The 5,177-nt window shown below is 51.8% G+C and carries 4 protein-coding genes; all 4 read left to right on the plus strand.

Annotation, left to right across the window (positions count from 1 at the left end):
• Positions 1–723, plus strand: a 723-nt coding sequence (locus AC16KF_RS03105; RefSeq protein WP_484035829.1) for a hypothetical protein, incomplete at its 5' end; no start/stop codon positions are given.
• The gene (locus tag AC16KF_RS03110; protein ID WP_484035830.1) at positions 720–1,502 is read left to right on the plus strand and encodes a phage tail domain-containing protein; all 783 of its coding nucleotides are present in this window, start codon (positions 720–722) and stop codon (positions 1,500–1,502) included. The genes AC16KF_RS03105 and AC16KF_RS03110, both read left to right, overlap by 4 nt.
• Before the next feature lie 6 nt (positions 1,503–1,508).
• A complete protein-coding gene (locus tag AC16KF_RS03115; protein WP_484035831.1) occupies positions 1,509–4,295 on the plus strand; it encodes a hypothetical protein in 2,787 nt (928 codons plus the stop codon).
• 8 nt (positions 4,296–4,303) lie between these two features.
• Complete coding sequence (locus tag AC16KF_RS03120; protein WP_484035832.1) at positions 4,304–5,161, plus strand: hypothetical protein; 858 nt, start codon at positions 4,304–4,306, stop codon at positions 5,159–5,161.
• Positions 5,162–5,177: the final 16 nt, after the last annotated feature.

Consider the following 5,177-nt stretch of genomic DNA (forward strand, 5'->3'; position numbering starts at 1 on the left):
CAGCAACGCGCTGGCAAACTCACGAACGATGAATATTTGCGTTATATGCAACAGTTGGACGCGATCACGCAAAAGGAGAAAGAGAACCAGCAAAGCAAGGCGGGTTTGGAGGAGCAGACCAAAAAGGCGGCGCAACAACGTGTTTATGATTTGACACAACAACGTCTAGCGGCGGACGGCTTGATAGACAGCGGCGAATTTGAATATCTGCAAGATATAGCCGTTCAACGCGGTCTGGTATCGCGCGCGGCGGCGGATCAAGCGATTGCGGAAAGCCGCGCCGCCGATGAAATGGTAGCGAATTTTCAGAAAACGCAACCTGTAATGAATCAGACGCTTACAACCATGCAACAGATCGCCGCCTTTGACGGCAAATACGTTAATTTCGGCGTGAATTTTAATCAGACGGGGCAGATTACAACGCCCACGCCATATTCGTACAATCCTGGAGTTGCTGGCGGTGGCGCGAGTTTGCCCCCAGCAACACGCAGACCGAGGTCTAGGGACAGCGGCGGATCGGGCGTGGCAGGGACACCGTACATGATTGGCACAGGCGCACAGCCTGAAATGTTTGTCCCGAATACAAACGGTACTTTTGTGCCGAACGCAGACAAAATGGGCGCAACCTATAACATCACGATCAACAACCCGATACCCGAACGTTCAGAGAACAGCGTCCGCAATACACTGAAAAAACTTAGTTATCTAGGAACGGCGGCATGACGATTACTTGGAAATATGACGGAAACTCTCTGACCTCTTACGGGGTTGTGACCGTCTTGAATGATTATTTGGATATTCCCCAACGGCGCGGAGAGAATATCTCTCTGCCGTTCAATGACGGAACATTCTATGTTCCAAAATTTTACGACCAGCGAATCATCACGATTGGTATGGCTATCGTATCTAATACTGCCACTGAGCAGGATACTATTTTCGATAACCTGAAAAAGTTATTCGGCGTTCGCAGTCAAAAGGTGTTGCAGTATACACGTGAGGACGCTAGTGTCTATAATGCAAACGCCTCGGTAGACGCGCCTATGCAGGTGGAGAGAATCCACGATACGTTTGCGCGGGTAGTTGTAGAGTTCGTATTAAATCAACCGTATTTTCGATTGAGTACGCAAGCCTCAACGACGATTTTGATTGATACCAGCCCGATAACGGAAATAGTTCCCAATAGTGGAACAGTAGAGGAACGCAATCCGACAATCACCCTAACGGGTCCACTCACGAATCCAGTTATCATAAACACAACCAACGGCGTCAGTCTAACCTATACAGGCGTAATCTCCGATGGAGATACTGTCATTATCATGCAGAATTCTACTGGGCAATACACCGCTACGCATAGCGTCAGTGGGAACGTGATCGGCAATGTGACTCACTCAGGCGATACCGCACTCATGGTCTTGGCAATTGGAGACAACAGCATTGACATTACTTCCAGCGTGGCAACGACTGGCGAAGTAAAGTTCGAGTTTTATCCGCCCTATTTATAGGCAAACATGGCAAACACAGATAAAGTTGAATGGATTTTATACGCCGCCAACCTTACGACAAGGATGCGGATTCTGCCTGTTAGTACGGGTCATTTGTATTTAGAAATGAACGGCGCGGGATCGGGCGAGGCGAAAATCCCGCTGGATAGTGAAGCGGCGGGTATTATCACTTCGGGGATGTTTATTCAAAACAATTATCGCGGGGCGGAGCGCGGCGGTTTTTTTGTGGAGAATATAAAAAAGACGCAGGTAGACGCGGGTGAAAACGCGGGCAGATGGATGTCTATATCGGGACGCGGCGCATTGGCGTTACTCGACCAGCCAATTGTCTGGAACGAGGATACAACCGAATCAACTCGCATTTTTAACGGCATGACCAAAGCCGCTATTTTGATTCAATTATTGACAGAAGCGCAGGCACGCGGCGCGTTAAGTACGTTGACTTGGAATTTCACGGCTTCGGTGGATAGTAGTTCGGTGGCGTGGGGGGATTCAGAGGAGTACCAGATTACAGTGGGTGAATCTATTTTACAGATCGCGCAGAACTTCGCGGAGGTCGGCGGGTTTGAATTTTCCATCGCACTGAGCGGCGGCGGGTTTGTTTTGTCTGCTTACAAAAATGGGATTGGCACAAATAAATCCACTACCGTTTTTTTTCGCGCTGGTACAAACTGTCTTGAAATTTCCTCCGATGTGCGCGGAGATGAATTAGTAAATACCTATCTAGTAAAATACAAAAACGGATTCGCCGTTGTCAAAGACGATACCTCGATTACAGCCTATGGGCGGCGTGAAAAAATTATCAATATCGAGCAGGCGCAAACATTGGACTCTGCTACGACCTACGCCGCCGCAAAAATAGCCGAGACCAAAGACCCAAAAACAAGCCACACAATACGCGCTTACGATGGCGCGTCGCCGTTTATTTTTTTGGATTACACGATTGGCGATACCGTCACCTATGATGTCAAAGGCACGCAGGTATCCTACCGTATACTGAGTATGCAGGTGGATTATGAGGATGAGGGCTACGCAAACGCAGTTTTGGAATTAAATACTATCTTCTATAATTCCGATTTGGAACGCGCGCGCGATTTAGACTGGCTCACAAAGCAATGGAATACCGCCCGCGACGCCAACCTGCTGGAGGTGCGTCGCTGGATGCCGCTCACTCCGTTGACGGATACGATCCTCGCCGACTGGCCCCGATGGATGACCATTTACGGCAACGTGGTTTTTTATTATCGCGGCTCATTGACTGGCGTGGAGTCCTATAACATGCTGACAGGCGAGCGCAAAGTGTACCCTGCGAGCGTACAGCCTGGCGCGTTGTATGCGATCAGCGAGACCGAGTTTTACCTCGGAGCGACGGGGCTGATCGGCGACCTGTTTTGGTTCTGGAACGGCACGAGTTTCGGGAGTTCGCTGGGCGTGGTTGATTCTTCCTCCATCTATGCCATGACGGGCGGTGATGGAACGAAAATGTACCTCGGAGGGTTATTTTATAATGTCAGCGAGGGCGGCCCGCTGGTGGAATATGACACCGATACTGCGACCTTTGTCGATTTGGGATATGCGCACGGCGCAATATACTCCCTCGCGTGGGATGCGGATAACACCCTGCTGTACATCGGCGGCACGAGCAAGGTCTATGTATGGGACGGCTCGACCATCACGCAGGTAGGCGCTGATTTGGGAGACAGAATCAATGCGTTGGTTGTTGTGGATGGGACTGTCTACGCGGCGGGAGAGTTTACGGGATATTTTGCGTACTATAGCGGGAGCGCGTGGGTCACGATCCCAGGCATTAGCGACAAAGGACGGAGTCTCGCAAAATATCTGTCCGATGTGTATGTCGGTGGTGATTTTCCCGAGGGGATCAAAAGATATAGCGGCGGGCAGTTGTACAGTCTCTCGGGCGGCGTGGATGGCAACGTGTACGCGATTGTTGTCCATGACACGACGGTCGTTGTGAGCGGCACGGACATCACGCTGGCGGATGGCGTGCAGGTCAACCACGTGGCTGGCTATTTTACGCAGTTTGATAATTTCGCAAACCAACTCAACCACACAGCGGGCGGCACCTATGATTTAGGCAATGGCATACACGGCGCGACCGCGATTACGACTCCACTGGATGCGGATGAGTTCCCGTTGTGGAAGGCGTCTGTTCAATTATTGCGAAAGATCACGTGGGCGAACATCAAGGCGACACTGGCGGGAATATTCATGGACTTGACCACCGACCAAACGGCGGCGGGAATCAAGCGTTTCAGCGATTCAATTCGCGTCGGTATTGACCCGCCAATCGCTGAGACTGACGGCGGTATTTCACAAGCGCAGGAGGGCGTGTCAGTTGGTAATTTTCTATGGACGTGGGGAACTGGCTTCGCATCGTTCATAACAGGCATGTTTTCACGCGGGACAAAAGCCTCACCTACACAGGCACTCAAAGACGATGTGGCTCTCAAACTACGCGGGCGTTTCCACGATGGCACAAACTACGGAAATACCTCCGCAGAGATTCGGCATGTGGCGGATGAGACTCACGACGCGACGGGACACGGGACGCGCATAGAAAGTTATACGACGCCGATTGATTCAACGACTCTCACGCTCGCGCACACCATAGGCAGTGACGGGCTGGGGCGCGGGAGCGCGATGGCGTTTCAGCGGACGTTGCAGGAAAGTTTGACGCTGAACGATGGCGCGTCGCTGGTCGTGGCAGAATATGTGGCTCTTGCTGATTATGATATAACTCTCAACGGCGATGCCGCCTTGCATATTTTGTAGGAGAAAAAATGGCTGAACTTATTGTACAAGAAGAATCTACTGATCCATCCACGCCCGCGACGGGTAAGTGGAAATTATATTTTAAGTCGGGCGGCATTTACATCATTGACGACGCGGGCGCGGTGACGCTGGCGAAAATCGTGGATGCCACAGGGCAATACAAGATCATGGCGAGGGCGTCGGCGTCGGCTGGCGATTGGGAGGAGGTATCCAGCAGCAGCAATGTATTTTCGATTTTACAGGCGGCGGATTATGCGGCGGTGAAAACATTGCTTGGACTCGCCGACGAGAATATACAAGATATTGTCGGGGCGATGGTCTCGGGCAATACCGAAACGGGGATTGCTGTCACGTATGACGATACAAACGGCAAACTGGACTTTGTGGTCTCCGCCAGCGGCGGGTATCACGATGTCGCCGTCCATGCGCGGCAGACAAGCGACCAAACGGGGATCGTCACCAGCACAAACACGGTGGTCAAGTTCCCGCAGGAGGACAAGGACACAAACGGATATTTCGACGGGTCAACGGGGAAGTTCCTACCCACCTCCACAACGCACAAAGGAACATACCGAATCACGACCCATGTGGCGATTGGATCGCTGGCGGACGGGAAATCAATCTGGGTCGGCGTCCGCAAAAACGGCACAACCATGCGCTGGATCGGTCTTGTGGCTGGGGGAGCGGCGACAACGGTGGGAGTTGGCGGCGCGTTGGATGTGTATCTCGATGGCGTGGATGACTACGTTGAGATTATTGTTTGGCACAATCACGGCTCAGACCGCGATACATATAGCGGGTCTGCCGATGACACCGTTTGGTTCGGCGCGGTGCGGATTGCCGAAGCGGATTTGTGCGGGTGGTGATTTCTTTCCTTATTTT

The organism is Candidatus Defluviilinea gracilis (genome assembly GCF_057138825.1).